The organism is Methylophaga sp. OBS4, from assembly GCF_026319305.1.
In the GTDB taxonomy this organism is placed as follows: Bacteria; Pseudomonadota; Gammaproteobacteria; order Nitrosococcales; family Methylophagaceae; genus Methylophaga.
Window position 1 is genome coordinate 86,412 of the sequence record NZ_JAPDMV010000002.1, and the last position, 26,622, is coordinate 113,033.

Genomic DNA, 26,622 nt, shown 5'->3' on the forward strand with positions numbered 1-26,622 from the left:
ATCACTCTCCCTGCTCTGAATCACTCAGCTGCGATCCGGCCTCGGTTCCATGCTGATGCTCATGGCTCTGATCCAACGGCCATAACAAGGTGGCCAATGCCATCAGAATAATCAGCACGCCCGCAATTTGACGCAAATGTTTGGCCCGCGCTATTGATGCCAGCATTCCGGTAAACAGGCCTGCACCCATCACCGCGGGCAGCGTTCCCGCTCCGAATGACAGCATGACTAATGCCCCATGCAGGGGATCCCCTGCCGTAGCGGCGACCGCCAGCGCGGCATAGACCAGGCCACAAGGCAACCAGCCCCAGATAATGCCCAGCAGGAAAGCTTGAGTATAGGAACGTACCGGCAGCAGTTTCTGACCGACAGGTTGCAGCCAGCGCCAGATAGGAGCGCCCAGGCGTTCGGCACGGGCAAACTTGGGGAACCAGCCCGCCAGATACAAGCCCATTGAAATCATCACCACTACCGACAAAATTCGCAGCAGCCAATGCGCATTCAGATTGGTCAACGGAAAACTGAGCAACCCCACAACAGCACCCGCCATGCTGTAACTGAGAATGCGCCCGATGTTGTAATTAAACACAAACGGCAACATACGACGCTGGCTCTCGCGCACATCGGCCGGCAGACTCAATGTCAAAGCGCCGATCACCGAACCACACATGGCGATACAGTGCGCGGTACTGAACAAACCCAGCAAAAAAGCCGTGATGTAGGAGCTGGTTATGGCGGCCATGTTTTAACCTTCAGTTCTGGCAAATAAACGCAGGTTAACACGCGCCCAGGCAGTACGGCTGTGTGATTTCACACATAGCTAAAGCAAAAAACGCATTTTTCAAACCGCCACAGTCATTAAACTGCCAGCTCCAGCTAACCGGAGGACACAATGGACAGATTTGCCTTTTTACCCCTGAGCTTACTTATTACCGCCAGCTTACCCACAACAGCTCTGGCTGACCATGTCGAGCTACCGACCATGTCTGTTGCCGGAACAGCGGGTGAAATGACCCCCTATGCCTTACCTGAAACTGCGGTCAGCTCGCCCGACAGTGGTGAAATGGTCAAAAAGCTGCCCGGTGCCAATATCAATCAAAACGGTCCCTTAACCAGCATTGTTCAATATCGCGGTTTGTTCGGTGACCGGGTCAATGTTCTCATCGACGGTGTACGAATCAGTCAGGCCGGTCCCAACCGGATGGATTCTCCGCTGAGCTATCTGCCCGCTTCCCGTGTCGGCAATATCACTTTATATCGTGGCATAGCGCCGGTGAGCAGCGGCATTGAAACCATCGGCGGCACGATTATGGCTGAATCGAAAAAAGCGGCATTTGCCAGCGGGGATGAAGCCGAAATTCACGGCAACCTCAGCAGTGGTTATGCCAGTAACGGCGATACCCGGTTTGGCAGTGTTACCGGCAGCATAGCCGACCAGCATCACCGCCTGCAATTGAGCGCAAGCCTGGACCGTGGTAACGATCTGGAGTTTGACGGTGGCAAGATCCTGCCATCAGAACATGAGCGCGACACCGTGGGTCTGGCTTACGGTTTCAAGCAAAAGGGGACTGAACTGGAGCTGGAACTCGACCATCATGATACCGGCCGTACCGGCACCCCGGCGTTACCCATGGATATTATCTGGGCCCGTGGAGAGAACCTGAAAGCGCAACTGAGCCAATCGCTGGAAAATGGCGGCAAACTGCGCGCTAAAGTACATTATCAGGACGCTGATCATCGTATGGATAACTACAGCCTGCGCCCTGCCGGCATGTTGCAGCGCCACACTGACAGCGATGTAATCGCTCAGGGTTACCGGATCGATTACAGCCAGTCCGGTTGGCAGGTCGGTATTGAAGGTGATACAACAGAGCACAACGCTGACATTTTTGACCCGACCAACACCATGTTTCGGACTCAGAATTTCAATAATGTGGAACGCGACAGGTTCAGTGCGTTTGCCGAATGGAACGGCGCCCTGAACGATGACTGGCAGCTTGAATCCGGCCTGCGTCTGAGCCGGATTGAAACCGATGCCGGCCAAGTGGACAGCAGTATGGCAATGATGATGGCGCCCATCGCGAGCTTGCGCGATCGTTTCAACAGCGCCGATCGCAGCCAGCAGGATAATCTGGCCGATATTGTCGTCAAATTTACCCGCACATTGACGTCAGCGCTGGATTTGGAGATCGGCCTAGCGCGTAAACAGCGGGCACCGAGTTACCAGGAACGTTATTTGTGGCTGCCTTTGCAATCCACTTCAGGGCTGGCTGACGGCAAAAACTATGTCGGTAATATCGAGCTGGATCCGGAAACCGCCTATCAGCTTGAACTGGGGCTGGACTGGCATACCTCAAAAGCCGCCTTCTCTCCCCGCGTGTTTTACCACCACATCAATGACTATATCCAGGGTGTGAGCAGCGCCGATACCACCGTCAATATGGTCAGTAACAATATGAACCCGACGGCCGGCACACCGTTGCAGTTCAGCAATGTCGATGCCAGATTATATGGTATCGACACCAACTGGTTATTGGCATTGACCGATAACTGGCAGCTGGATGGCACCATCAGTTATGTACGCGGCAAACGCCGTGATACCAGTGACAACCTGTATCGTATTGCGCCGCTGACCGCACGCACCATGCTCAGCTATATCAGGCCGGACTGGCGTGCCGGCGTTGAAGCCGTGACCGTGGCTGCGCAGAATCAAGTGTCGGCAGAAAATGATGAACAGCAAACCGGCGCATATGCTCTGTTCAACCTTGCCGCGCAATATGCAGTCAGCGACAGACTGACCGTCAATGCCGGTATTAACAACCTGTTTGATCGTTTTTATCAGGATCATCTGGCCGGTTACAACCGGGTCAGCGGCAATGCCGATATCGCTGTCGGCGACCGTCTGCCGGGGCTGGGCCGCAGTGTTTATATCAGTTTGAATCTGGACTGGTAATACTAAAACGGAACAAGAAGCTGCTTTATGGCATCAGGATCTGCTGTATCACCTGCTGATGGGGTTCGAGTGAAAATAAGGCTTCGCGCTGTTCGCCGCGGTCAGTGGCATAACGAAAACTTATCTGTTTGGCGACACCAAGCTGCGACACTAGCGCATGATCCCGGCTCAACGGAAAATCCACCACCTCGGCACGCCTGTCTGCATTAATTTTGTCGTAAGAGGCATGATCCCAGCCCAACAGTTTCAGCACAGGCTGTTGTGGCCGGCTTGTTCCTTCAAAGATCCATGCGCTGTCGGCTGTGTCCTGTTCAAACTGGTAGCTAATTTGTTGTGGCGGCAGAGCAGGTGCGCCACAGGATCGAAACCCTTGCTCCAGTTTTACCGGTTTGTGCTGATCAATCTGCAACACAATCAGTTCATGACTGGCAAAACTGGCGATCATCTGATCACTGATAAAAAAAGAAGCCCAGACTTCACCGCTATCCAGCCTTTGTATACTGAAACGATCACCATTGGCGGCGAGCAGCGCCAAGGCACTGCTTTCCGCCAGCAGCGGTAAACTGCTGCCCAGCAGAAATATCAGCAAAATCAGTCGCGTCATCAAAGCCTCCGTCCGCTTTCAGGACACATCTTAAAACTCTAATTTTAAGATGTGTCCTTGATTATGGGACTGTCTGTTATTGATGGAGTTCAGCTCTGCACTTTGAGCCTGATATCAACTTTTGCTAACTGTTCAATTTCCTGTGCCAGATCGGCTTCTGTCAACGGATGCTCTGTCAACCAGCCACCAGGCAACGTTAAAGTCAGTTTTTTGCCCGCGACCTGTAGCTTGATATAAGTATCAGCCCGTTCCGAGCGCCCGCGGTTAAACACCATGGCCAGTCGTAGTAAGACGGTCAGTCTCTGGGTGCTCAGTTGCAATTCATCTGGTAGTTTTTTGATATGTTTTCTGGGAAACGAGCGCCGCTGGCCTCGCACCATCACCGACAAAGCATGTTGTTCCTCCCGGGAAAAGCCGGGCAGATCGGAATGCGCCACCAAATAAGCCGAATGTTTATGAAATTGATGATGGGCAATAGCCAGTCCCATTTCATGCAGTTTGCAGGCCCATTGCAACCGGTGCAGATATTCATCATTATCCAGCTCCCAATCACGCGCCACTTGCTCGAATAATTGTGTTGCCATCACACTCACGCGCTCGGCATGCGCTTCATCGATCTGATACCGCCTTGCCAGCGCTTCCACAGTCCGGTCACGTTCATCATCATGCTGGATCCGCCCCAGCAAGTCGTATAATAAACCTTCCCGCAACGCGCCATCAGACACCACCATGCGGTCGATACCGAGCCGGTCAAATGCCGCTGCCAGCACACACACACCACCGGCGATGACTTGGCTGCGCTCTTCACTCAGCCCTTGCAGTTGCGCGGCTTCAATACTGCCGGCATCGCTCAGGTATTTGACCATCTTTTGCAGCGCATCGCTGGTAATAATCCCGTCATCCGACCAGCCATGTTCCTTGCAAATATTCGCGACACAACGAATAGTGCCGGAAGCCCCGACCGCCTCCTGCCAACCCATGTTGCGATAGGGCCGCTGAATTGCCCGGATCCGTCTGGCGGCGGCCAACATGGCGCTCTGCATCTGACTGGCGCTGGTCATACCGTCTTCAAAATAGCGCTGAGAAAAACTGACACACCCCATTTCCAGGCTTTCACGCATTATGCCCTTGAAACCTTCGCCGATAATGAACTCGGTGCTGCCGCCACCTATGTCTATCACCAATCTGCGTGAGTTATCAAAAGCCAGCGCATGTGCCACACCCAGATAAATCAGCCGGGCTTCTTCCTCACCGGTCACAATTTCAATCGGATGCCCCAGCGCCAGACGCGCCTGGCGTAGAAAACGGCCGCTGTTGTGTGCGATGCGCAAGGTGTTGGTGCCAACCACACGGACACTGCCATAAGGCAAGTCCCGAATCCGCTCGCCAAAACGTTCCAGACAAGCAAGCGCGCGCTGTTGCGCTTCCAGAGACAGATAATGATGTTTATCGAGACCCGCCCGTAACTGCACCATTTCCCGCAGTCTGTCGACAACTTGAAAATGGCCGTCGCGCAGGCGGGCGATAATCATATGAAAGCTGTTGGAACCTAAATCCACTGCCGCCAGTACGTCGTGATTATTTTGATTTTGCATAGTACTTAAACTCATAAATTATGACTATTTCAGCGAGCGCCAGCGGTTCCAGGACAAGGCACATCATTGCAGGCATAGCGGGCTACGTCAAAATGATGTATCGCGGTCATAGAACCGCTGGCACTCGCCCGAAGGGTGGGTTTCAAAAGCCCCTCTGCTGTGTTCCTTACTTTTGATTTGGAATGACTAAACCTGCAAGCAAGCGCCTTGCTGAGGGGCTTTTGAATTCCCGCTGAAATAGTCATACTTTATGAGTTTAAGTACAAAGCCATCGTCATTTTTTCGTTCCTTCTGCCTTAGCCTGGCGTGGGTGAACAATCATTAATCATTGTCGTCGGCAAAAAAAAGCCCGCGCTCTGAACAAACGCGGGCCAAGCTTTGCAAAAGAGAAACTTAAAATTAATCGATAGGTTCGCCTTTAATGATTTTCTCCGCCTTTTCGATGCTCAGGTGACGCACGTCCTTGCCTTCGACCAGATAGATAATGTGCTCGCAGACATTGTGGGCATGATCGCCAATGCGTTCCAGCGCGCGTGCAGACCACATCATGTCAATAACGCGGGTCACCGCACGGCTATCTTCCATCATGTAGGTCATCAGCTGACGCAGGATACCCTCGTATTCAGCATCAACATTACGATCTTCTTTAGCTACCCGTAAGGCCATATCGACATCAAAACGGGCAAACGCATCCAGCGCGTCACGCAACATGCCGCGGACATGAGTACCTAAATTCTGCAACTCGCGATAGTTACGCTTGGGCCGGTCTTTTTCAGACAGATTGATGGCCATACGGGCAATACGCACTGATTCATCGCCAATGCGTTCCAGATCAGTAATGGTTTTCAAAATACCCGAAACCAGCCGAAGGTCGCCCGCCGTTGGCTGGCGTAAGGCAATGATCTGGATACATTCCTCATCAATACTGAGTTCGAGCGCATTCACTTCGTCATCAAAGGCAATGACAGCACGCGCCATTTCGGCATCGCCGGTCATCAGGGCATCCATCGCGTTAGCAACCTGCTGCTCAACCAGCCCCCCCATCGCCAGAACGCGCGAGCGAATCTCCTGCAACTCATTCTCAAATTGCTGTGAAATATGCTGTGAATTATTAGTTACCATTTATGTTCTCCTCGATCGGCAGTGTTAACCGTAACGACCGGTAATGTAGTCTTCTGTTTGTTTCTTGGCCGGGTTGGTAAACAACTCGTCCGTGGCACCGAATTCAATCAGCTCACCCATATACATAAACGCGGTGTAATCAGAAACACGCGCCGCTTGCTGCATATTGTGGGTGACAATCACAATGGTGTATTTTTCTTTCAATTCGTAGATCAGCTCTTCGATTTTCAGCGTCGACAGCGGATCCAGCGCCGAAGCCGGTTCATCCAGCAACAATACCTCCGGTTCAATCGCAATGGCACGTGCAATCACCAGGCGCTGTTGCTGACCGCCTGACATGCCCATTGCCGATTCTTGCAGGCGATCTTTGACTTCGTCCCATAACGCCGCGCCTTTCAGCGACTTTTCCACCACCTTGTCCAGCGTGGCGCGATCGTTGACCCCCTGCAAGCGCAGGCCATAAGCGACATTCTCGTAAATCGATTTCGGGAACGGGTTCGGTTTCTGGAACACCATGCCTACCTGGCGGCGCAAATCGGCGACATTGACTGAGGGTGCGTTCAGGTTGTTGCCATCCAGCAAAAGTTCGCCTTCCATTCGTACTGAATCGATCAAATCATTCATACGGTTGAAACAGCGCAGCAATGTCGATTTACCACAGCCACTGGGGCCGATAAAGGCGGTCACCCGGTTTTGCGGGATGCTCATATTGATTTTATGCAACGCCTGTTTCTGGCCATAATACAGATTGAAATCTTTCACCTGCAGACAAATGGTTTCATCTTCAAAGTTGACACGCGGCCCGCGCTGCATGGACTTGATGTCGATACCGCGCGCCACATTTTTTTGTTCATTGACTGCTTCCATTGTTAACTCTCGCTTGCTTTATAGGTTTCACGCAGACGATTACGGATACCAATCGCTGCCAGATTGAGCACCACAATAATCAACACCAGCAGGAATGCGGTGGCATACACCAGTGGTCGTGCTGCTTCAACGTTCGGGCTCTGGAAACCGACATCGTAGATGTGGAAACCCAGATGCATAAATTGACGGTCCAGATGCAGATACGGCGCAATATTATCGACCGCCAGCGTCGGCGCCAGTTTCACCACACCGACCATCATCAACGGTGCCACCTCACCGGCGGCGCGGGCGACAGCCAGGATCAAGCCGGTCATCATGGCTGGCGCCGCCATCGGCAGCACAGTGCGCCACAGGGTTTCCGCCTTGGTGGCGCCCAGCGCCAGGCTTCCCTCCCGAATCGCGCGTGGAATACGGGACAAACCTTCTTCAGTCGCCACAATCACCACGGGCACCGTCAAAATCGCCAGCGTTAATGAAGCCCATAACAAGCCTGGCGAACCAAAGGTCGGCGCCGGTAATTTAGCCTGGAAAAAGATTTCATCAATATTGCCGCCGACAAAATAAACAAAAAAGCCCAGACCGAATACGCCGTAAACAATCGATGGCACCCCCGCCAGATTGTTTACCGCAATGCGAATCAGCCGGATAATCGGACCCTGTGTCGCATATTCCTTCAGATAAACCGCGGCGACCACACCGAACGGCGTCACCAGAATCGACATAATCATGACCATCATGACGGTGCCGAAAATAGCCGGGAAGATCCCGCCCTCGGTATTGGCTTCGCGCGGTTCACCGGATACAAAATTCCACACCTCGTGGAAATACTGGCCCAGTTTATCAGCCGTGCTCATCGCGTTAGGTTTGTATACCTGCACGATTTTAGCCAACGGCAAATTCACCTCACGGCCATCCGCAATTCTGACCGTGACCTGATCCCGGCTCAGCGCTTTGTATAGTTCGTCAAGCTGCTTGCGCAGTTCGGCATAACGGGCATCAAACAGTTTACGTTCTTCGTCAATTTCCTGATAAGGCAACGTGCCTTTGGCAATATTGTCCAGCTGCAGACGACGCTCCGCCAGGCGCAGTTGTTCCAGCCCATGGTTGATCTTGCCGATCTCCGTTTTTTCAATGTTTTTTATTTCGGCAACCAGATCATTGCTGCGTTGCAGTCTGGCCTGAAACTCATCCCAGGCATTATCACCGTCGGCAACCGGATCACCCTGTTGTTTGACGTTGACCAGGTAACCGTAAAAATTGCCCCATTCACGCCGTTCAATCGCCATCAAACCTTCGGGATAACGGATCTCTCCAATCCACGGATCGTTGATCCAGCGGAAATCAAGACCAAAATAATCCCGGTTGCCGATTTTGATCAGTGAACGGCCGCCACTGAGCTGTCCCTCCGGCAGTATCACACCTGAAGCTGCCAGCCGCGGAGCTAAAACCGTTTCATGGTCCACCTTTTCGCCCACCAGTGTCACCGCTTCCTGGCCGGGTTCGAGATAAGTCAGTTCCATAATATCGGCGGGCCAGAAGTGGCTCAGGCCCCGCACCGCGATCAAGAGTAACAGACCAACGACCATCACCAGACTGATACTGACGGCACCGGCATTGAGCCAGACCCAGGGTTTACCGCTGTCGAACCAGGATTTGATTGAAGAGCTTTGTGTCATCGTTTTTTCCACTACAGCGAACTGTATTTGTTACGTAAGCGCTGACGCACTACTTCGGCAATGGTATTGAGCACAAATGTCGCCATAAACAATACCAGCGCAGCAAGAAACAGCACGCGGTAATGCGAACTGTTGACTTCGGCTTCCGGCATTTCTACCGCAATATTGGCAGACAAGGCACGGAAACCCTCAAAAATATTAAAGTCCATAATCGGGGTATTACCGGTCGCCATCAGCACGATCATGGTTTCCCCCACGGCACGGCCCAAACCGATCATCACCGCTGAGAAAATACCCGGGCTGGCGGTGAGCAATACCACACGGGTCATGGTCTGCCAGGGTGTTGCTCCCAGCGCCAGAGAACCGATGGTCAGATGCTTGGGCACACCAAAAATCGCATCTTCGGTAATAGAGAAAATGGTCGGGATCACCGCAAAACCCATCACCAACCCCACGACCAGCGAGTTACGCTGATCGTAATCAATACCGATTTCGTTAAGCCATTTGGGCATATTGCCGTCAAACAGCCACAATTCCAGCGTTGCACTGAACGACAGTGAAAGATAACCGACCAATAAGACAACCGGGATCAGAATCGCCGCTTCCCAACCATCAGGAATACGGTCACGCCAGCTGCCCGGCAGCTTGGTCCAGCCCCATGCGGTCACAATAATCATCACCGGCAGCATAATCAGAATGGTAAACACGCCGGGCAGATTCTCTTCCACCAGCGGCGCCAGCCATAGGCCAGCAAGGAAACCGAGGATAACCGTAGGCAGGGCCTCCATAATTTCAATACTCGGCTTTACCAGCGTGCGCATCTTTGGCGACATAAAATAAGCGGTGAAAATGGCGCCCATAACAGCCAGCGGCACCGCAACCAGCATGGCGTAAAAGGCGGCCTTAATCGTACCGAAGGTCAGTGGGTTCAGGCTGAACTTAGGCTCAAAGTCATTGCTGGCTGATGAGGACTGCCAGATATATTCAGGCTGGTCACGGCTTTCGTACCAGACTTTTTCCCACAGCGAATGCCAGGAAATATCCGGATGTTCATTGTCGATATCCAGCAGCTTGACGCCCCCCTGCTCAGTCATACTGATAAGGCCATTGGCACGGGGGGAAATCGCCAGCACCGCATGGTCAGACTGCAGGAAAGGTTCCACCAATAAAGTGCGATGTGCGGTTGTGTGGTAAATGCCCAGCCGGCCGCTATTATCCAGCGCCAGGAAGCCCTTACGGCCTTGTTCCGTGGCAATAGCAATGATCGGTGCCGATTGCTTATGAAAACTGCGCACATTATGCAGGGTGTAGTTGTTATCCTGGTCGCGCACCGGAAACCACTGATCAATCTGGCCGTCACTGCGACCGACCAGCACTGAAATACCGCCGGTCAGAAATTCAAAACTGGTGATAGCCACACCGGTCGGTACCGCTTTCACTTTCTGCACCAGTCGCGGTGAGCCTATTTTCTGAATATCGTAGTAGGAAATAAACCCTTGATTATCAACCAGATACAGCTCACGCTGATCAATATCCATTTGCAAATGGGTAATGGTCGCCAGGCCGGTTAATGCAATCTGCGCCGACTGTTCTTTGATCTCAAAGATAGTCTCATCCAGAAAGTTTTCTTCGCGAATCAGGCTCTTCAACACCACTCGCTGATCAGCGGTTAAGGCAGCAAACGAGGTCTGATCACCGGTGCTTTGCACGCTGATCATTGATAAAGCCTGACCTTCAGGATCAATGCTGACCGCCTCCTCACCCAACGGGTATTTGATCAGTGGTGTAATTTTGCGTTGGGTACCTTCGGGATAGCTGATTTTGTAATCCTGCTGGAACACCAGCGCAGAACCGTCTTCAAAACCATAAGCAAATACATCGGTAGAAGCACTGCCGGCCGCCGTGCTGCTAATATTTTTTCCGGCCAGTGGCAACTCTGGCTCCAACACGAGCTTACCGTTTGCCGCCTCGAAGAAACGCACTTGTCCCTGTTTGCTGACCGACAGGGCCACATCGTTATATTCATCCAACGACAGATAAGCACTGTGTGTCATGTTTGAGGCATATTCTGATCGGGTTTCGATATCTGCCCCGGAAAACAGCGGCATCACAACATAGAGCAGATAGAAAAAGATCAGCACGATGGCCAGAATGACCGAGATCCCCCCCAAACCTACCCCGTATTTAGCCGCGCGGTCTTTCAACTCACGCCAGGCACGTCTACGTTTGGCCACCGTTGATCCCGGCGCCGGTAAAACGCTGTTATCTGCAATTTGTTCAGGCATGTAGCGATACCAATTTATTGAGTTAATTCAGACAAATACAATCACAAGCATACTGCGGTTCAATAAACTTGTGATTGTATTTAACAGCAAACGCCCCGTACCAACAAACGGGGTACAGGGCGTTTAACATCAAATACCAGACCAGAATTTTACTTCAGCAGATCCATATATTTTGCAGCAACTGAAGCGGGCAACGGCACATAACCGTCTTTCACAACCACTTGCTGACCGGTTTTGGATAACACCATTTTCATAAACTCACGATCAATCGGAGACAGTGGTTTGTTAGGTGCTTTGTTGACATAGACCCACAGGAAACGTGACAATGGGAAAGTGCCGTTAGCCGCATTTTCCGGAGTGGCTGCTATAAACGGCTGACCTTCGGCTTTTGCCAGAGGAACGGCTTTCACACCTGAAGTTTTATAACCGATACCTGAATAACCGATACCGTTCAACGACTTGGTCACGCCCTGAACCACTGACGCCGAACCTGGTTGTTCGTTCACACTGTTTTTGTAGTCACCTTTACACAGCGCATTGTCTTTGAAGTAGCCGTAAGTACCCGATACTGAATTGCGGCCGTACAGCTGAATATTACCCAGGTCCTGACCCAGCTGGTTCCAGTTGGTGATGTCTTCCGCATAACCACATTTACGGGTCGCTGAAAATACCGCATCGACCTGAGCAATGGTCATACCTTCAATCGGGTTGTCTTTATGTACATAAACCGCCAGCGCATCGATGGCGACAGGAATAGCCGTCGGTTTGTAGCCATGTTTTTCTTCAAAAGCAGCGATTTCCTTGTCTTTCATCTTGCGGCTCATCGGACCGAAGTTTGAAGTGCCTTCAGTCAAAGCTGGTGGCGCAGTTGAAGAACCTGCTGCTTGAATCTGGATGCTGACGTTAGGATATTCACGTTTGAACTCTTCCGCCCACAAGGTCATCAAATTAGCCAGCGTGTCAGAACCGACACTGGACAGGCTGCCGGAAATACCGCTGACTTTTTCATAGTCAGGCAAAGCAGCATCAACATCAGCGAAAATCGCGGGTGAGAACGCCACCGAGACAGCGGCACCCAGCATAGCAAGATTTTTCTTGAACATAGTGTTCAACTCCCAAGTTAAAAGAAAAGTGGCAACGTTATTCACGTTTAGCGCTGGGAAAGTATGTAATCAGAGTGTGACAAGGATATGAAAGAAATATGACAGTTGTATTACAACAACCGGATTTGGATGTTAAACCGCTGTCAGACGGTGATTTTTTCTACTGACATTGTTTTGGGGAAACAGCATTTGAAGCTGCTGCCTTTGCCTTGTTCGCTGCTGATAACGAGGTTGGCGCCATGGCGCTGCAAAACATGTTTGACGATTGCCAGCCCCAGCCCGGTACCGCCGGCATCATTGCTGCGGCCTTTGTCGACCCGGTAAAACCGTTCGGTAAGCCGCTCCAGATGATGTTCGGCAATGCCTTCACCGTCATCGCTCACTTCAATACAAACCGCCTCATCTTCCTCACGCCAGTTGAGGGTTATCTGACAAGCGGGCGGGGTATATTTGACGGCATTGAACACCAGATTGGAGATGGCGCTACGCAGTTCATCCACATCACAAATCAGCCATTTGTCAGTGTCCAGATTCAGCGTGAACCGCTGATCACGATAATGCTCTGTGCTATGCGCGTCATCAATAATCGCTTGCAGTAACTTGCCGACATCGGTGGGAATTCTTCTTAAAGCCTTCTCGCCGGTTTCCAGCTGAGACAAAACCAGCAGATCCTTGATCATCAGATGCATACGTTCACTTTGCTGGCGCATGGCGGGCAAGGCAGCACGCCACTGCTCGCTGTCACTGTCTGCTGAAAATGCTTCCAGATAACCGCGCAGAACGGTCAGCGGTGTTTTTAACTCATGGGAGACATTAGCAACAAAATCGCGGCGCATACGCTGTAATTTAATAGTCTGGGTAATATCCCGCGCGATTAACAGCCGTCCTCCCCCCATATATTTCACCAGCTTCAATTCCAGCTGCACCTCTGAATTTAAGGGTGATTTGACGGTGGTCATGCCGCCTTGCCGCATCGGGTCTTCCAGCAACTGCTGAAATGCCGGATCCCGAATCAGGTTATTCACCCTGACGTTGCTGTCACGGGGCCAGCGGATGCCGAGTAACTCACGGGCAGCTTGATTGGCCCAGTCCACTTCACCAAATTCGCCCAGTACCACAATCGCATCGGGCAAAGCGGAGGTGGCGGACTGAAAGCGTTGCAGATAGCCTGTCAGTTTTTTCTTGCGATTGCTGTTTTGCTGGCGCATCTGCTCAATCTGGCGGCAGACATCATCAATGACCCCTTCAGCACTGGGGGAACGTCTTTTTTTCGGTTTCTGTAACCAGTACCAGAGCTTGTACCAGTTATGCTGTAACCACAAGGCATAACCCAGCGAAGCCAGAAACATGAAGGTCATCATCTGCCCGAACAGCAGGCCGACAAAGCCGGCCAGACTGATCAAAGTCAGCAGTCGCCAATTATCCCATTGCATGCAAACAGACCAGTCAATCTACCGAGAAACGATAACCGACACCCCGAACAGTCTGAACCAGGTGATCATGTCCGCTCGCCTCCAGCGCTTTGCGCAGGCGACGGATATGCACATCAACCGTACGCTCTTCGATATAGACGGTATCACCCCAGACATAATCCAGTAGTTGTGAGCGACCATAGGCACGCTCGGGGTTTTTCATAAAAAAATGCAGCAGACGGAATTCGGTCGGACCCAGTTCAATGCGTTTGTCATCGACCGTCACACGATGGCTTTTGGTATCCAATAGCAGATTACCGAACTGGAGCTTCTGCGACTCATCACCATTAGCGGGCAGACAACGGCGCAAAACCGCTTTGATTCTGGCCATCAACTCCGGCGGGGAAAAAGGTTTGTTAATATAATCATCAGCACCAACGGCCAGGCCTTTGACCATATCCTCGCTCTCGCCCTTGGCGGTGAGCATAATGACCGGAATATTAGCCAGAAATTCATTGGCACGCAGGCGGCGGATAAACTCGATACCATCAATACCCGGCAACATCCAGTCCAGCAGAATCATGTCCGGTTGCTGATTTTTAAGAAATTCCAGCCCCTGCTCGCCATCCCCCACTGCATCACAGCCAAAACCTGCTTGCTTCAGCGTAAAAGACAGCATATCCCTGATCGCAACATCATCTTCTACTACCAGTACACTCGTTGCCATATCTGTTTATTCCCAGTTCTGAATATCCTTTCGTCAAGGATACGCACCAATTGTTACAGTTTGGTAACACCATTCAATTGCCGAAAAGAGCGGCTGTGCATCACAGCACTGGCATATACACCGCCCCGCCTGTCAACAACTATAATGGCATATTTTCTGCTCATTACAGCACACGCTCAAAACAGGAATATAGCAACGGGCCGCGATAGGATAGGATATGGATTATCAGCCCACAATGCCTTTAATCATATAAAACAAGCAAGCTGACAGCACCGCCGCAGCCGGTACCGTAATCAACCAGGCGGTAATGATTTTCTTAATCATGTCCCGTTTGACGTAAAGAATCTTCTTCTCTTTTTTCAGGGTTTTTTTCGCTTTTTTCAACGCAGCTTTTTCTTCATCGATAGCCCGATACAATTCGGTGATGCGTTGATAGTCATCTACGGTCTTGGTTTTCTTAACCTGCAAGGTATTCAGTTCGCTGCGCAGGGCGCTCAACAAGCGTTTTTCGTCTTTAATTTCCAGTTTATCCTGCCTGATTTCTTCCTCCAGCCGTACCGCTTCATCCATCCACTCACGCAGGAAACCGACACCAAACACCCCGCCGATGGCAACATGTGTCGTGCTGACAGGCAGACCCAGCTGGCTGGCAATAATTACCGTAATCGCCGCCGCCATCGCAATGGAAAATGCCCGCATCTGGTCCAGCTCGGTAATTTCACCGCCCACCGTGCGGATCAGGCGTGGCCCGTACAAAGCAAGACCCAGCGCAATACCGAACGCACCGACCGCCATAACCCAGACAGGAATACCCGCTTTGGCACTAATACCACCGGTCATCACCGCATCATGAATCGCCGCCAGCGGTCCGATCGCATTGGCCACATCATTGGCACCATGGGCGAAACTGAGCAAAGCCGCCGCAAAAATCAACGGAATGGTAAATAAAACATTGATGCTGTCCCGATCATTTTTCAGTGTCGGCAATCTGTTCTTCACTGCTTTTTTCACCAGAAAAAATACAATCACAGCCACCAACAGCCCCATGGCGGCCGCATTAATAAAGCTGGGTTTGCTGGTAATCTCAAAATTGAAAAACAGCCATTCGTTACCAAACGCCAGTAATTGTGGCCATATCTGTTTCAAACCTTTCAGCACCAGATAGGTTACAAAGGCCCATGCCATAATCGACACGTAAATAGGCACCCACTTTATTGACGCAGTGACTTTATCGTCGCGAAAAATAATAGTTTTCTTAATCGCAAACAAAAAGACAGCGGCAATCAGCCCCCCAATCAACGGCGAAATCACCCAGGAACTGGCAATGGCGCCCATGGTGCCCCAGTCGACGATGGTAAAACCCGCTGCTGCAATCCCCGCCCCCATCACACCGCCAACAATGGAATGTGTTGTCGATACCGGTGCACGAGCAAAAGTGGCCATATTGAGCCATAAAGCGGCGGCCAACAGCGCTGCCATCATCGCCCAGATAAAGCTGTCAGCGTCTTGACCAAAACCATTGATATCAATGATGCCTTTTTTGATGGTCGACACCACATCGCCGCCGGCAATAAACGCGCCGCCGGCTTCGAAGATCATGGCTATCACAATGGCACCGCCCATGGTCAGGGCTTTGGAACCCACCGCAGGTCCCACGTTATTGGCGACGTCGTTGGCACCGATATTCATGGCCATATAGGCACCAAATACCGTAGCGACAGCAAGGAAAAGGTTGTTGGGAACGCCACCGCTGGTAGCAAAACTGAAGCCCAATACGAGAACCAGAAAGAATAAAGCAAAACCTATTCTGGCCAGTTCCGCATGACTTTTCTTATAAGCCTGTTTTTCGAGCTGATGGATAGTTTTTATTTCCACAATGATCCCGTCAATTGCCTACCAAAATGGCGCAATTATTACAGTATTGTGACATCAGGCATACCCCCTGTAACTATCGCCTGCTAAGATTGTCTAGTTACAGACTGTAATGACGACCGATACCAAGCAATGAAAAAAATTTTGTTTTTACTATTACTGCTGAGCATTTTTAATGCGCATGCGCGACAGGGCTTTCTGGAAGGTCTGGGATTGGATCAGACTGGCGACACCCCGCCTGCTGTCGAAGAGGCGTTTCAATTTAGCGCCCAAGTCAATAATGCAAACTCGCTACTCGCCCAATGGCAAGTGATGGGGGGCAACTATCTTTACCGCGACAAAATCCGTTTTGAGATTCTCGACAACAATGCAGTCCAGCTACTTGATTTCACCTTGCCCGCCGGCGAAAACAAAATGGATGAAATTTTCGGTCTGGTTGAGGTTTATCATCACGACACTGAAGTCATCTTGCCGCTGCAACGGCCGCCGTCGGCGCAAACATTAACGTTGAAAGCGCATTATCAGGGGTGTTCCGAAACCTTTGGGATCTGCTATCCACCGACGGAAACAACCCTCTCACTGGCTTTACCCGCCGCCAATGTGCAGGCTGATACTGACAACCCAACCGTACCACTAACGGCAAGCCAACCACCGGTGTTTGCCGAGCAGGATCGTATTGCGCAAAAACTGGCGGAAGACAATCTGCTGCAAATCTTTATCGGTTTTCTGGGGCTGGGGTTATTGCTGGCTTTTACCCCCTGCGTATTCCCGATGATCCCGATTCTTTCCAGCATCATCGTGGGTGAAGGCGAGCATCTCACTACCCGCCGGGCCTTTACCCTGTCTTTGGTTTATGTACTGTCCCTGTCGGTCACCTACACGGCCGCCGGTATTCTCACCGGCTTGCTGGGTGAAAACCTGCAGGCCATGTTCCAGAATCCCTGGATTATCATCAGCTTCAGCACCTTGTTTGTATTATTGTCTTTATCAATGTTCGGTTTGTATGAACTGCAGCTGCCCCACGCCTTGCAACACCGCCTGCATCAGATCAGCCACAAACAGCTGGGCGGCAATCTGCTTGGTGTTGGGGTAATGGGTTTATTATCAGGTTTGATTGTCGGCCCTTGTCTGGCACCGCCACTGGCCGGCGCTTTGATATTCATCGGTCAGCATGCTGATCCTTTCCTCGGCGGCGCGGCCTTGTTCGCCTTGAGTATCGGCATGGGGATTCCGCTGCTGATTGTCGGCACCTCAGCAGGCAGCCTGTTACCCCGTGCCGGAGACTGGATGAATACCATCAAAGCGGTGTTCGGCATTCTGTTGCTGGGTTTGGCTATCTGGATGCTGGAACGTATCGTTCCCGGCTGGTTCGCACTGATTTTATGGGGCAGCCTGTTGATTGTCACCGCCGTATACATGGGGGCATTGAACTCACTGAATATTGATGCCAACGGCTGGCAAAAACTGTTCAAAGGCTTCGGCTTGATTCTGCTGATTTACGGCGCATTACTGATGATTGGCGGTGCCAGCGGCAGCCACAATCTCTGGCAACCCCTTCAGATCATTGCTGCCGGTAATAATCAGTCAACGCCGCAACAGGCTGGCCTCCAGTTCACCCACATCAATAATTTGCAACAATTACAGCAACAGCTGGTAACCACTGACAAACCGGTGATGCTGGATTTTTATGCTGACTGGTGTACCGACTGCAAAACCATGGAACAAACCACCTTCTCCGATCCGCAAGTTGTTGCAGCCCTGCAATCGTTCACTTTATTGCAGTTGGATCTGACCGATAACAGCAAAGATCATCAGGCCATGCTCAAAGCATTACAGGTGTTCGGGCCGCCAACGATGCTGTTTTATAATGCCCAGGGCCAAGAACTGCGTGACTACCGCCTGGTCGGCCATATCAAAACCCAGCAAATGCTAAACCACCTGGCGCAGCTGCCCTGATTGTTGCAGGCCGCGCCTTGTTCTGACTGTTTACAGGAGCTCTGACACACATAGCTTCAGGTTGTTTCGGTATAAATCAAGAAACTGTCCTTTTCGACGAAAATAGCGACAAAAGTCTACCTTTTATTACTCTAAACTGGACATTAACTATTCTCTGGTGCACAATTCCGCCTAATTGTTTTTGACCTGTAAGCAAGGATCGAAATGGCGAAAATACTAGTGCTGAACGGCCCCAATCTGAACCTGCTAGGAACACGCGAGCCTGAGCACTATGGTACGGATACACTGTCGAGCATCGAACAGCATCTTGGCAGTTTCGCCACTAATGCCGGTGTTGAAATAGCCTGTTTCCAGAGTAATGCCGAACACGATCTGGTCGAGCACATTCATGCCGCCCGCGGTAATACGGATTTCATCATTATCAACCCGGCTGCTTTTACCCACACCAGTGTGGCATTAAGAGATGCTTTGTCTGCCGTCGAAATTCCGTTTATTGAAATGCATTTATCCAATATTCACGCACGAGAGGCTTTCCGTCATCACTCTTATCTGTCTGATATCGCCGTTGGTGTGATATGCGGACTGGGCGCCCAGGGCTACGAATTAGCCTTGCAGGCTGCCATCAAACAACTCAACCCATAATTATTACTACCAAGGTTATCTCAATGGATATTCGTAAAATAAAAAAACTGATCGACCTTATTCAGGAATCTGACGTCACTGAAATCGAAATTTCTGAAGGCGAAGAATCGGTTCGTATCAGCCGTAACAGCCCATCGGCCCCTGTTACTTATACAGCGCCAGCTCCCGCCCCCGCTGCCGCACCAGCAGCGCCAGCAACGGCTCCAGCTGAGGTCACTGAAAACAAAATCAATGAAGCTAACGCTGTACGTTCACCGATGGTCGGTACCTTCTACCGCTCCTCATCCCCGGAATCCGCACCTTTCGTTGAAGTCGGCCAAAGTGTTGCCGCCGGTGACGTCATTTGCATCATCGAAGCCATGAAAATGTTTAACCAGATTGAAGCCGATCGTAGCGGCATCGTCAAAGCTATTCTGGTCGAAAACGGACATCCGGTTGAATTTGATGAGCCTTTAATCGTTATCGAATAAAGCCTTCAAAAATAGCTTGTTAGCGAATTTGCTCATCTCAAATTGCGGATTAAAACATCAATATGATCGATAAAATTGTTATTGCCAACCGGGGTGAAATTGCCCTGCGAATTCTGCGAGCCTGTTGGGAGCTCGGTATTAAAACGGTAGCGGTTCACTCTGATGTGGATCGTGATCTGAAACATGTGTTGCTGGCAGATGAAACTGTCTGTATCGGTCCAGCCCCTTCTTCCGAAAGTTACCTGAACGTGCCTGCCCTCATCAGTGCCGCCGAAATTACTGATGCCACCGCCATCCACCCGGGTTACGGCTTTTTATCAGAAAATGCTGATTTTGCCGAACGGGTGGAAAAAAGTGGTTTTATCTTTATTGGCCCGCGTGCTGAAACGATTCGTCTGATGGGGGACAAAGTCTCGGCCATTGCGGCGATGAAAGCAGCTGGCGTGCCCTGTGTACCCGGCTCTGATGGTCCGTTGGGTAATGATGACGAGACCAATCTGCGCCTGGCGCGTGAAATCGGTTATCCGATTATCATCAAAGCTGCCGGTGGCGGTGGTGGTCGCGGCATGCGCGAAGTCCACAGTGAAGCGCACCTGCTCAATGCCATTGCCCTGACCCGTAGTGAGGCGAGATCAGCGTTTAGCAACGATATGGTTTACATGGAAAAATTCCTGGAAAACCCGCGACATATCGAGTTTCAGGTCCTGGCTGACCAACACGGTAACGCCATTCATCTGGGCGAACGTGACTGCTCAATGCAACGCCGTCACCAGAAAGTCGTTGAAGAAGCCCCCGCTCCCGGCATTACCCCGGAAATGCGTGATCGTATGGGTAAAATCTGTGCTGATGCTTGTGTGCGCATAGGCTATCGCGGCGCCGGTACCTTTGAATTTCTGTATGAAGACGGTGAGTTCTATTTTATCGAAATGAACACCCGTATCCAGGTTGAACATCCGGTAACCGAACGGGTCACCGATATTGATCTGGTCGCCGAACAAATCCGTATAGCTGCCGGTGAACCGCTGACATTCACTCAGGATGATGTGGTGATGCGCGGGCATGCCATTGAATGTCGCATCAATGCCGAAGACTCCAGAACATTTATGCCCAGCCCCGGCCTCATCACCCACTATCATGCACCAGGTGGTGCCGGTATCCGCATGGATTCGCATATCTACAGTGGCTATAAAGTCCCGCCCAACTACGATTCGCTGATTGGCAAGCTTATCGCTTACGGCAAGGATCGTGACTCGGCCATAGCCCGCATGCAAACCGCGCTGAAAGAGATCGGTATTGAAGGCATCAAAACCAATGTCGAACTGCAGCGTGACATCATGAGCGATACGCATTTCCAGACCGGCGGTACCAATATTCATTACCTCGAAAAGAAACTGGGCCTCTGACCGCTGTTATGGCCGCCTGGGTCCAGTTTATTTTTAACAGCACACCTGACAAGGCGGAGATCCTGTCTGATGCCTTGTCAGAGTGTGGCGCCGCCGCCGTTACCTTTGAGGATAATGCCGATCAACCGATTTACGAACCTGAGGTCGGCGAAACGCCGCTGTGGACAGCAACCCGGCTGACCGCCTTATTTGATGCCGAAACCGACGCTGAACAGATAAAAAACATGCTGGCGATCTTTATGGCGCCGGAGCCGGTTCCGGATTTCCGCGTCGAAGCCGTGGAAGATAAGGATTGGATTCGCGAATGGATGGACAACTTTCATCCGATTCAATTCGGTGAAAGGTTATGGATCTGTCCCAGTTGGCACCAGCCGCCGGCACCGGATGCAGTCAATATCATGCTCGATCCGGGACTGGCTTTCGGCACCGGTACCCATCCGACCACCGCCTTGTGCCTGAACTGGCTGGATCAGACTGATCTGCAGGGTAAATATGTGATCGACTACGGCTGTGGCAGCGGTATTCTGGCTATTGCCGCGGCTTTGCTGGGCGCGGAAAAAGTCATCGGTGTCGACACCGATCCGCAAGCGCTGGAAGCTACCCGGGCCAATGCCAAGCGTAATGGCGTTGCCATCGATACCTATTTGCCGCAGGATTGTCCCGACAACACCTGTGATCTGTTGCTGGCCAATATTCTGGCCGGCCCGCTGCAAACCCTGGCACCGCGCTTTGCGGCCCTGACCAAACTAGGTGCCGATCTGGTGTTATCCGGTATTTTGCAGACACAGGCCGATGAAGTCAGTGCCAGATATCAAGCCTGGTTTGATATGCAACCGGCGACAGCCAGGGAAGACTGGGTGCGTCTGACAGGACAGCGCCATGACTGATTCGGCGCTCAGAATCGGCCCTTATTTGTTGCCGAATAATTTGTTTCTGGCACCCATGGCCGGGGTCACCGACCGACCATTCCGCCAGTTATGCCGCCGCTTGGGTGCCGGTATGGCCGTGTCAGAAATGATTACGGCCAACAAGGCATTATGGGCCAGTAAAAAATCATTACTACGCGCCAATCATCAAGGTGAACCTGAACCGCGCAGTGTGCAGATTGCCGGTGCCGATCCGGAAATGATGGCAGAAGCGGCCAAACATAATGTCGATCAAGGCGCGCATATTATTGATATCAATATGGGTTGTCCGGCAAAGAAAGTCTGTAATGTGATGGCCGGATCGGCACTGCTGCAAAATGAAAAACTGGTCGGCGCTATTCTGGAATCCGTGGTTAATGCCGTTGATGTACCGGTTACACTGAAGATCCGTACCGGCTGGGATCGGGATAACCGCAATGCTGTCACCATTGCCCGTATCGCAGAAAATACCGGTATTCAGGCGCTGGCCATTCATGGTCGCACCCGCGCCGATGCCTACAAGGGTGAGGCGGAATACGACACCATCGCCAACATTAAAACCCGCATTCAGATCCCGCTTATCGCTAATGGTGATATTGATTCCGCACTCAAAGCTGCCCGGGTGCTGCAATACACCGGGGCAGACGGGTTGATGATCGGCCGCGCCGCCCAGGGTAATCCGTGGATCTTCCGGCAAATATTGCATTACCTTAATTCCGGTGAGCATTTAGCGCCACCATCGGTCACTGAAATTCAACAAGTCTTGATTGAACACCTGGAAAACCTGTACGATTTTTACGGTGACTTCACAGGTGTACGCATGGCACGCAAACATATTGCCTGGTACAGCAAAGGCTTGCGCAAAGGAAATGTTTTCCGCCAGCAGATGAACCAGCTGGAACACCCGCAACATCAACTGGCGTTTACCCAGCATTTTTTTGAGCAACTACAAGAACAACAGGACTCTCAAGCCGCATGACAAAACCGCTAGCCAATGAGCAATCGACTTGCGTTGAACTGGGTGTCGCAGCCGAGCACACGACAGCCCCGCTCAGTGACTGCGTATCGCAAGCGTTGGCTGACTACTTTCAGCAATTGGAAGGTCACCCCGCCGCCAACCTCTACGAGATGCTGATGACCGAAGTTGAAGTGCCCCTGCTTCGTGCCACGCTGGCACACACCCAAGGCAATCAAAGCCGCGCCGCTGAAATCCTCGGTATTAACCGCGGAACACTGAGAAAGAAACTCAAACTTTACGGCCTGTAACCTTCCTTTTATTCTGGAACAACCTTTAATGAACACGATTAAACGAGCCCTTCTGAGCGTATCAGATAAGACTGGTGTACTTGAACTGGCACAGGATCTGAACCGACTCGGTGTGGAACTGCTGTCCACCGGCGGTACCGCCAAGCTGCTGAGCGAAGCCGGTCTGCCCGTCAAAGAAGTATCCGAGCATACCGGTTTCCCGGAAATGATGGCTGGCCGCATCAAAACCCTGCATCCTAAAATCCACGGTGGTTTGCTGGGCCGCCGCGGCACTGACGATGCCATCATGAAAGCGCACGATATCGCGCCTATCGATCTGGTGGTGGTCAATCTGTACCCGTTTGAAGCCACTATCGCCCGCGATGATTGCACCCTGGCAATGGCCATTGAAAATATTGATATCGGTGGTCCGACCATGTTGCGCGCAGCGGCAAAAAACCACGCGGATGTGACTGTTCTGATCGATCCTGCTGACTACAGCCGGGTGATTGAACAAATTGAACAGCAAGGCGGTGTTGATGATGCCACCCGTTTCGATCTGGCCGTCAAAACCTTTGAACACACTGCACATTATGACGGCGCCATTGCTAATTATCTGGGCAAACTGACCGATAACGGGGATATGAGCGCATTCCCCAGAACCTTTAATAGTCAGTTTGTTAAAAAGCAGGATATGCGTTACGGGGAAAACCCGCATCAGCAGGCCGCTTTTTACAGCGAAGCTAATCCGGAATCCGGCAGTATCAGTGCCGCAGTGCAGTTGCAGGGTAAAGCCTTGTCCTACAACAATATCGCTGATACGGATGCGGCTTTGGAGTGTGTCAAGGCCTTTCCGGAATCACCTGCCTGCGTTATTGTCAAACACGCCAATCCCTGCGGTGTCGCCACAGCTGATAGTCTGCTGGCCGCCTATGATCTGGCTTATCAGACCGATCCCACTTCTGCGTTTGGCGGCATTATCGCCTTCAACCGGCCACTGGATGCCGACACTGCCAGAGCGATTATCGAACGTCAGTTTGTCGAAGTGATTATTGCTCCTGACGTCAGTGAGAAAGCCAAAGCCGTGGTGGCGCAAAAAGCCAATGTGCGTTTGCTGTCCTGTGGTGAATTTGCCCAACACAGCAGCGGCGGCCTTGATTTCAAACGGGTCAACAGCGGCCTGCTGGTTCAGGATCGCGATGATGCGCTGGTTCAAACACACGAACTGAAAGTGGTGACCGAAAAATCGCCATCAGACGAAGAAATGCAGGATCTGCTGTTTGCCTGGCGGGTAGCGAAGTTTGTTAAATCCAATGCCATTGTTTATGCCAAAAATCAGCAGACGGTCGGCATTGGCGCCGGACAGATGAGTCGCGTTGTCAGCAGCCGTATTGCTGGCATCAAAGCTGAAGATGCAGGCCTTGTTGTGCCCGGCGCGGTGATGGCTTCCGATGCCTTTTTCCCGTTCCGTGATGGTCTTGACGCCGCGGCTGAAGCCGGTATCAGCGCCGTGATCCAACCGGGCGGATCGATGCGTGATGATGAAGTGATCGCTGCCGCCAATGAACACGGTATTGCCATGGTATTCACAGGCATGCGCCACTTCCGGCACTAAAAGATGTCGAGCTGATGGTGGATCGCGTTCAGGCCCTTCGCTATTTTCAGGCACATAACCATGAGCGTATTCACCGTTTAATTGAGCTGGCTCCACCGCGCCACGCGATCTTCTATCAGCTGCTGCCGTTACTGTTTCATATCAATTCAAAAGTCCTGCCCGCGTATGTCGATAACGACACACCGGCAGGCATTATTGACTACCGGCCTGACAAAGACATTATCGATAAGGCCAAACAGTTCGAAAAAAGCTTCAGTTACCGGCGGCGGGCGCTGAGACGTTATCCGCTTCGCGGCCTGTATCTGCTCAATGAAAGCGGTCAGCTTTCATATCCCGACGCCCCCAGCTTCAGCCTGTGGCTGCTACATGGTGACAATTTATCGGTTGCTCAACGACAGTTGTTGCAACAGAAAGTGCGCGCGGTCTGCGACTGGGCGGCTGAACTCAATATAGAACTGCACAGCCGTTTGCTGTCTGAGTCCGATCTGAAGCAGCAGATGCTGTCGGCGTGGGAACTGGATCAGTTCTACAGCACCGGTGTGGTATTGGCAGGTAGCATACCTTACTGGTGGTTACTGAGCCCTGAAGAAGATCTGAGTTATCAGCACAGTCTCACTGTTTTGCAATCGCAACGTATGCTTAATCAGGTCAGCCTGATTGATTTTGGTGAAGTTGGCGAATTTGATGCCGAAAGCCTGTTCAATGCTGCCAGCCAAAAAGCCCATGACGCCATGCAACAAGGCAGCCAAGCACAGCTTGACCTGCTCTATTTACAACATTACCTGCAATCTGCGACCAAACCGTCGCCGCTTTCCTCTCTGTTCAAACAACAGCTCTATCAGGACAACAGTCATGTTCTGCAACAGGATATCAATCGCCTCAAACTCACCGTTATTGAAGCAGCCGCCGAACAGGACAATGTGGACAACGCCAGGCAGGCTTTATACTTGTTGAGCCGGGAAAAACTATCCCAGAACGTTCGACAGCCGGCCCATCCGTGGCGACGAGACTTTATCAGGCAACAGGTCAAACAATGGCTTTGGACCGATGAACAGATAAAAGCACTGGATGCACTGCAAGGTGATATCAACGCCATTGCCCGGCAATTTGCAGCGAATGGCAAGATCTGCAGACATTTTATTGATGTACTCAAAGATTTCAGTCAGCAGCATCAACTCAACACCCGCGACGAACTGAATAAGCTGCTCACACTGCATAGCCTGCGTTTCCAACCTGCGGCCGATGTTATTACCGCCCTGCCTCTCGCACTCCGCCCGCAAAGCAACAGCGAGCGTCTTTACCTGTACCGCTTCTCCTACAATAAAGAGTGGCTGTTAAGCCAACGGCCTTTACAAAACGGCACGCAAGCCGCTTTGTATAAACATGAAAATTTATTGCATTTGCTTAGCTGGGCTATCGTCAATCAGGTGCTCTGCCGCAGCAACTGGCTCAGCGTTATCGATCAGCATCAACGCATCACGACTTCCACGGTGGTAGAACTAAGCCAGCAGTTATTACGCAGCCCCTTAGCTATCAGCGATTTGTCGACTGAAAAATTGTCCTCGCCCACCCCGCCACAAGCTACACAGATCATGCTGTTTGCCAATCTGGAACAGCAACCGCAGGACAAAATGGCGCAACAGGGCCTGCAGCTATCGAGCAAACAAAATGATCCGTTGAACTACACTTCGTTCAAACATAGCTTAATCGCTGCTGTTGATGGCCTGATTTGTTCCGATCTGGGTCAATGGCACAGTTTTTCCTTCCAGGGCGAGACTTCACCGCTGGAAATGCTGATCGCATTGCTACGTTGGCAACCAGGAACAAACCTGCAGCAACCGGTGCAAAGCTGGTGCCCGACCGCCATTTTCGGACAGGCCATCAGCTCGCGGCTCAGTTGTCTGGTGGCTGAGGCCTGCCGCCATTTCAGCCGTTTTCCACAACAAGGTCATATCTTACTTAATGTGGCTGACAGGCCTTACACTGTGCAATGGCAGCAACAGCAAAGCGAATTTGTAAAACGCAAGCTGGATCAGGATTTATGGCAAGCCCTGGCCGCGAATGATCGCGAATTTAATGCCACCTATCTGGATAAATATCTGGACAGTGATGGCCTGTTAAATACTTTGCTGTCTTATCAGGCTGCCGATAAAATCAGCGTGTTTGTATA

Annotated in this window: 21 protein-coding genes; 10 read left to right on the top strand and 11 right to left on the bottom strand. The window is 51.5% G+C overall.

Annotated elements, in window-relative coordinates; all coding sequences use genetic code 11:
* Window position 1: 1 nt before the first annotated feature.
* On the bottom strand, window positions 2–742 hold the full coding sequence (locus OMP95_RS00970) for a sulfite exporter TauE/SafE family protein (protein ID WP_266324977.1): 741 nt from the start codon (window positions 740–742) through the stop codon (window positions 2–4).
* Window positions 743–892: 150 nt separating this feature from the next.
* On the opposite strand from OMP95_RS00970, the gene OMP95_RS00975 reads away from it, so the two are divergent.
* Window positions 893–2,953, top strand: a complete 2,061-nt coding sequence (locus OMP95_RS00975; RefSeq protein WP_266324979.1) for a TonB-dependent receptor — start codon at window positions 893–895, stop codon at window positions 2,951–2,953.
* Between the two features lie 25 nt (window positions 2,954–2,978).
* Here OMP95_RS00975 and OMP95_RS00980 read toward each other — a convergent pair whose 3' ends face one another.
* From OMP95_RS00980 to OMP95_RS01025, 10 genes are all read right to left on the bottom strand, one after another.
* Window positions 2,979–3,557, bottom strand: a complete 579-nt coding sequence (locus OMP95_RS00980; RefSeq protein WP_266324981.1) for a hypothetical protein — start codon at window positions 3,555–3,557, stop codon at window positions 2,979–2,981.
* An 89-nt stretch (window positions 3,558–3,646) separates the two neighbouring features.
* The gene (gene ppx / locus OMP95_RS00985; RefSeq protein ID WP_266324983.1) at window positions 3,647–5,152 is read right to left on the bottom strand and encodes an exopolyphosphatase; all 1,506 of its coding nucleotides are present in this window, start codon (window positions 5,150–5,152) and stop codon (window positions 3,647–3,649) included.
* Window positions 5,153–5,551: 399 nt separating this feature from the next.
* Window positions 5,552–6,274: a phosphate signaling complex protein PhoU gene (gene phoU / locus OMP95_RS00990; RefSeq protein WP_266324985.1), complete on the bottom strand. Its 723-nt coding sequence runs from the start codon at window positions 6,272–6,274 to the stop codon at window positions 5,552–5,554.
* 24 nt (window positions 6,275–6,298) lie between these two features.
* Entirely contained in the window at window positions 6,299–7,141 is an 843-nt protein-coding gene (gene pstB / locus OMP95_RS00995; RefSeq protein WP_323135100.1) for a phosphate ABC transporter ATP-binding protein PstB, read from the bottom strand.
* Window positions 7,142–7,143: 2 nt separating this feature from the next.
* Window positions 7,144–8,817, bottom strand: a complete 1,674-nt coding sequence (gene pstA, locus OMP95_RS01000) for a phosphate ABC transporter permease PstA (RefSeq protein ID WP_266324987.1) — start codon at window positions 8,815–8,817, stop codon at window positions 7,144–7,146.
* Window positions 8,818–8,828: 11 nt separating this feature from the next.
* A complete protein-coding gene (locus OMP95_RS01005) occupies window positions 8,829–11,102 on the bottom strand; it encodes an ABC transporter permease subunit (protein WP_266324988.1) in 2,274 nt (757 codons plus the stop codon).
* Window positions 11,103–11,251: 149 nt separating this feature from the next.
* Entirely contained in the window at window positions 11,252–12,205 is a 954-nt protein-coding gene (locus OMP95_RS01010) for a phosphate ABC transporter substrate-binding protein PstS family protein (RefSeq protein WP_323135101.1), read from the bottom strand.
* Window positions 12,206–12,348: 143 nt separating this feature from the next.
* On the bottom strand, window positions 12,349–13,638 hold the full coding sequence (gene phoR, locus OMP95_RS01015) for a phosphate regulon sensor histidine kinase PhoR (protein WP_266324990.1): 1,290 nt from the start codon (window positions 13,636–13,638) through the stop codon (window positions 12,349–12,351).
* Window positions 13,639–13,651: 13 nt separating this feature from the next.
* Window positions 13,652–14,344 (bottom strand): phosphate regulon transcriptional regulator PhoB, encoded by a 693-nt coding sequence (phoB, locus tag OMP95_RS01020; protein WP_266324992.1) that lies wholly within the window; start codon window positions 14,342–14,344, stop codon window positions 13,652–13,654.
* A gap of 225 nt (window positions 14,345–14,569) precedes the next feature.
* Window positions 14,570–16,219 (bottom strand): inorganic phosphate transporter, encoded by a 1,650-nt coding sequence (locus tag OMP95_RS01025; RefSeq protein WP_266324994.1) that lies wholly within the window; start codon window positions 16,217–16,219, stop codon window positions 14,570–14,572.
* 141 nt (window positions 16,220–16,360) lie between these two features.
* On the opposite strand from OMP95_RS01025, the gene dsbD reads away from it, so the two are divergent.
* The 9 genes from dsbD to OMP95_RS01070 form a co-directional block, all read left to right on the top strand.
* Entirely contained in the window at window positions 16,361–18,172 is a 1,812-nt protein-coding gene (gene dsbD / locus OMP95_RS01030; RefSeq protein ID WP_266324996.1) for a protein-disulfide reductase DsbD, read from the top strand.
* Window positions 18,173–18,376: 204 nt separating this feature from the next.
* Window positions 18,377–18,814: a type II 3-dehydroquinate dehydratase gene (aroQ, locus tag OMP95_RS01035; protein ID WP_266324998.1), complete on the top strand. Its 438-nt coding sequence runs from the start codon at window positions 18,377–18,379 to the stop codon at window positions 18,812–18,814.
* 23 nt (window positions 18,815–18,837) lie between these two features.
* Complete coding sequence (gene accB, locus OMP95_RS01040; RefSeq protein WP_266325000.1) at window positions 18,838–19,284, top strand: acetyl-CoA carboxylase biotin carboxyl carrier protein; 447 nt, start codon at window positions 18,838–18,840, stop codon at window positions 19,282–19,284.
* A gap of 62 nt (window positions 19,285–19,346) precedes the next feature.
* Entirely contained in the window at window positions 19,347–20,687 is a 1,341-nt protein-coding gene (gene accC / locus OMP95_RS01045; protein ID WP_266325002.1) for an acetyl-CoA carboxylase biotin carboxylase subunit, read from the top strand.
* An 8-nt stretch (window positions 20,688–20,695) separates the two neighbouring features.
* Window positions 20,696–21,574 carry a 50S ribosomal protein L11 methyltransferase gene (gene prmA / locus OMP95_RS01050; RefSeq protein WP_266325004.1) on the top strand — a complete coding sequence of 293 codons (879 nt, stop codon included), beginning with the start codon at window positions 20,696–20,698 and terminating at the stop codon, window positions 21,572–21,574.
* On the top strand, window positions 21,567–22,571 hold the full coding sequence (gene dusB, locus OMP95_RS01055) for a tRNA dihydrouridine synthase DusB (RefSeq protein WP_266325006.1): 1,005 nt from the start codon (window positions 21,567–21,569) through the stop codon (window positions 22,569–22,571). The genes prmA and dusB overlap by 8 nt, the downstream gene beginning before the upstream one ends.
* Window positions 22,568–22,858, top strand: coding sequence for a DNA-binding transcriptional regulator Fis (gene fis, locus OMP95_RS01060; RefSeq protein ID WP_266325008.1), 291 nt, complete (start codon window positions 22,568–22,570; stop codon window positions 22,856–22,858). The genes dusB and fis overlap by 4 nt, the downstream gene beginning before the upstream one ends.
* A gap of 28 nt (window positions 22,859–22,886) precedes the next feature.
* The gene (gene purH, locus OMP95_RS01065) at window positions 22,887–24,452 is read left to right on the top strand and encodes a bifunctional phosphoribosylaminoimidazolecarboxamide formyltransferase/IMP cyclohydrolase (RefSeq protein WP_266325010.1); all 1,566 of its coding nucleotides are present in this window, start codon (window positions 22,887–22,889) and stop codon (window positions 24,450–24,452) included.
* A 14-nt stretch (window positions 24,453–24,466) separates the two neighbouring features.
* Window positions 24,467–26,622, top strand: a 2,156-nt coding sequence (locus tag OMP95_RS01070) for a class I adenylate cyclase (protein ID WP_266325012.1), incomplete at its 3' end; no start/stop codon positions are given.